Source organism: Kitasatospora sp. NPDC093558, assembly GCF_040683475.1.
In the GTDB taxonomy this organism is placed as follows: Bacteria; Actinomycetota; Actinomycetes; order Streptomycetales; family Streptomycetaceae; genus Kitasatospora.
This window is the reverse complement of record NZ_JBFBDY010000721.1, coordinates 1-2872: the sequence shown is the minus strand read 5'-3', so window position 1 is coordinate 2872 and position 2872 is coordinate 1. Positions and strand designations below refer to the sequence as shown.

Here is a 2872-nt window from a genome sequence, read left to right as displayed (position 1 = left end):
GGTTCCGCCGCTCTCGCACTGGGCGACGGCGTCCCAGGCCGAGGTGGGCGCGGCGGAGGCCGAGGTGGCCGTGACGAGGCCGGCAACCGGCAGGGCCGCGACGGCGGCACCCGCGACGATCCCGATCCGCCGGCGGTTGCGCTTGGCGGGGGCGGGGGTGGAGGTCGTGGAGTCGGTGGCAGTGGCGGTCTCGTGACGGGGATTCATGTAGATCCTCTCGACAAGCCCCGGGCAGGCAGGCGGAACCAGGCCCTGGACGGGGCCGGTCCGGTTCGCTCGCCTCACTCGATGGACGGCGGGGCACGTGTCGGACGTGCCGTGCCGTCTCGGCCACCTCCGCTCGCCGACGACATCGGACCGGCCTGGGTACGGCCGGTCGCGTCGGCGGGCACGGCCCTCGCGCCGGAGGTCAGTCGGCGGGCCGTGCGTCGGGGTGAACCCGGGTGGCGCTCGTTGCGCCGCCAATGAAGCTAGGGGCGGTTCGGCCGGCTCGGCAAGCAATTCTTCGGGTACGCAGGTCAGTTGACTGTTACCGGCGGTATCGATCAAGAAGGGGCGTCCAGTTGGACCGCATTTGATCGGATTTTCAAGATCAGATGTTCAATTCCCGTGCGCTCGGTCACACCTGTCCATTCATCAGACCGCGCGCACTATCGACGGTCCGTCATGATTCACTGACGGACCGTCACCAAAAAATCCGAAGTTCCCGACTCCGCGCGGCAGTTCAGTGATGTGCGTCACACCTGACACGCTCCGCGACCGCGAGGACACGCTCAGCCGCGGCCGTCGAGCTCCGCGTCCCGCGCCAGCAGCGCCGCCTGCACCCGGTTCTCACAGCCCAACTTGGCCAGGATCCGGCTCACGTAGGTCTTCACCGTCGCCTCGCTCATGTGGATCCGCGCGCCGGCGTCGGCGTTGGACAGCCCCTCGCCGAGCAGCGCGAGAACCTCCAGCTCACGGCCGGTGAGCACGTCCAGCCGGCGCCGCGCCTCGGCGCTGCGGGCGGCGGCCGAGCCACTGCGCCCGGAGGCCAGCGAATCGACGATGTGCCTGGTCGCGGCGGGTGAGAGGAAGGCGTTGCCGCTCGCCGCGGCGCGCACCGCCTGGATGAGCTCGGCCGGGGCGGTGTCCTTGAGCAGGAAGCCCGCACCCCCCTCGGTCACGGCGCGCAGGACGTTCTCGCGCTCACCGAAGGTGGTGAGGATCAAGGCCCGCGCGCCGGGTGCGGCCTTCGAGAGCTCCCCGAGTGCCGTCAGGCCGTCCATGACCGGCATCTGGATGTCGAGGAGCACCACGTCCACCCGGTGCGCCCGCGCGAGCTCCAGCGCGCGCCGTCCGTCGGCGGCCTCCGCGACCACCTCGATGTCGTCGGCGGAGGCGAGGATCATCCTGATCCCGGCCCGGATGAGCGGCTCGTCGTCGGCGACGAGGACTCGGATCACGCTGGTCATCCCCTCAACGGTGCTGAATCGGCAGCAGCACCATCCTCACATCCCGCCCCGCGGGCCCCTCGACCAGCCCGGTCACTGGTTCACCAGGTAGTGCGCCTTGTCCACCAAGGCCCCGTCCTTGAAGCAGAACCGCACCGCGTTGTCGTCGCCGAACTTCTCCTTCGAGTCCTCGGCCTGGAAGTACACGCAGTGCGCGCCCTGCGGCGCGGGCGGCCCGCCCTTGTCGAAGCCCTCGGTCAGCCAGGCGGTCCCGCGCGGCAGCCGGCCGAGCACGTCCGACTCGGACTGGCCGACCTGGACCCCGTCGTAGACGTCCTTCTTCACGGTCGCGTCGTCGCTGGCCTGGATGAAGACCCACAGGCCCCACACGAGCAGTCCGAGCAGGGTGAGCCCGACGCCCACCACGCCGACCGCGCACCCCAGCGCCGGGCTGCGCCGACGGCCGGTCTCCTCGGCGGCGGGCAGGCCCTGGAGCACCCAGTCCTCGATCCCGTCCGCCTTGTCCGCGCCCGCGCCGTCCGCGGCCCCCTCGTACGGGAGCATCGCCGCGAGCCGGAAGCCCTGGTCGGGCGTCGCCCCGGCGTGCACCATGCCGCCGGCCAGCCGCGCGCGCTCCCGCAGGCCGGTGAGCCCCTGCCCGCCGCTGACCACCTGCGCCGACCCGGCGCGCGCGCCCACCAGCTCCGGCGCGCGGGGGTTGGTGACCTCGACGACCAGCGCGTCCGGCTCGTACCGGAGCGCGACCGCGATCGGTGCGCCGGGGGCGTGTTTGTGCGCGTTGGTGAGCGCCTCCTGCGCGATCCGGTACGCCGCGTGATCGACGGCGGCGGGCAGCGGACGCTTCTCCCCTTCCTTCCGGAAGGACACCTCCGCCCCGGCGGCGCGCGAGGACTCGACGAGCTCCGCGATCCCGTCCACCCCGCCCCGGCCGCCGGACGCCCCCGCGGCGACCGGCGCCGGCGGCACCGCCGTCGACTCGTCGTGCAGGACGCCGACCACCTCGCGCAGCTCGCGCATCGCTGCCACCGCCGCCTGCCGCAGCACGCCGACCGCCTCGCGCTGCCGGTCGGTGAGCGTGCGGTCCACCTCCAGCGCGCCCGAGTGCACCGAGATCAGCGCGAGCTGGTGGCCCAGGCTGTCGTGCATGTCCTGGGCGATCCGGTGCCGCTCGCGCAGCCGCGCCTGGTGCACCACCATGACGCGCTCGCGCACCAGCTGGTCGTTGCGCTCGCGCAGCGCGTCCAGGAGCGCGCGGCGCTGCGCCCGGTAGCGCCCCCACAGCGCCGGCAGCACCGCGGTGATCAGGAAGCCGCCGAGCGAGATCGCGACGATCGCCTTCGGCGACACCGAGCCGGCGTCCTTCAGCACGCCGGTCACGGTGAACAGCGCCCAGCTCGCGACGAAGGTCGCGACCAGGGCGC

At 72.9% G+C, this 2872-nt stretch carries 2 protein-coding genes and 1 pseudogene; all 3 read right to left on the bottom strand.

Annotation, left to right across the window (positions count from 1 at the left end):
- A pseudogene (locus AB0O00_RS34270) lies at window positions 1–207 on the bottom strand (hypothetical protein); the annotation flags it as partial.
- A 566-nt stretch (window positions 208–773) separates the two neighbouring features.
- Window positions 774–1442, bottom strand: a complete 669-nt coding sequence (locus tag AB0O00_RS34265; protein ID WP_363658523.1) for a response regulator transcription factor — start codon at window positions 1440–1442, stop codon at window positions 774–776.
- Between the two features lie 81 nt (window positions 1443–1523).
- Window positions 1524–2872 (bottom strand): histidine kinase (locus tag AB0O00_RS34260; RefSeq protein WP_363658521.1); only part of this gene is annotated, 1349 nt, incomplete at its 5' end.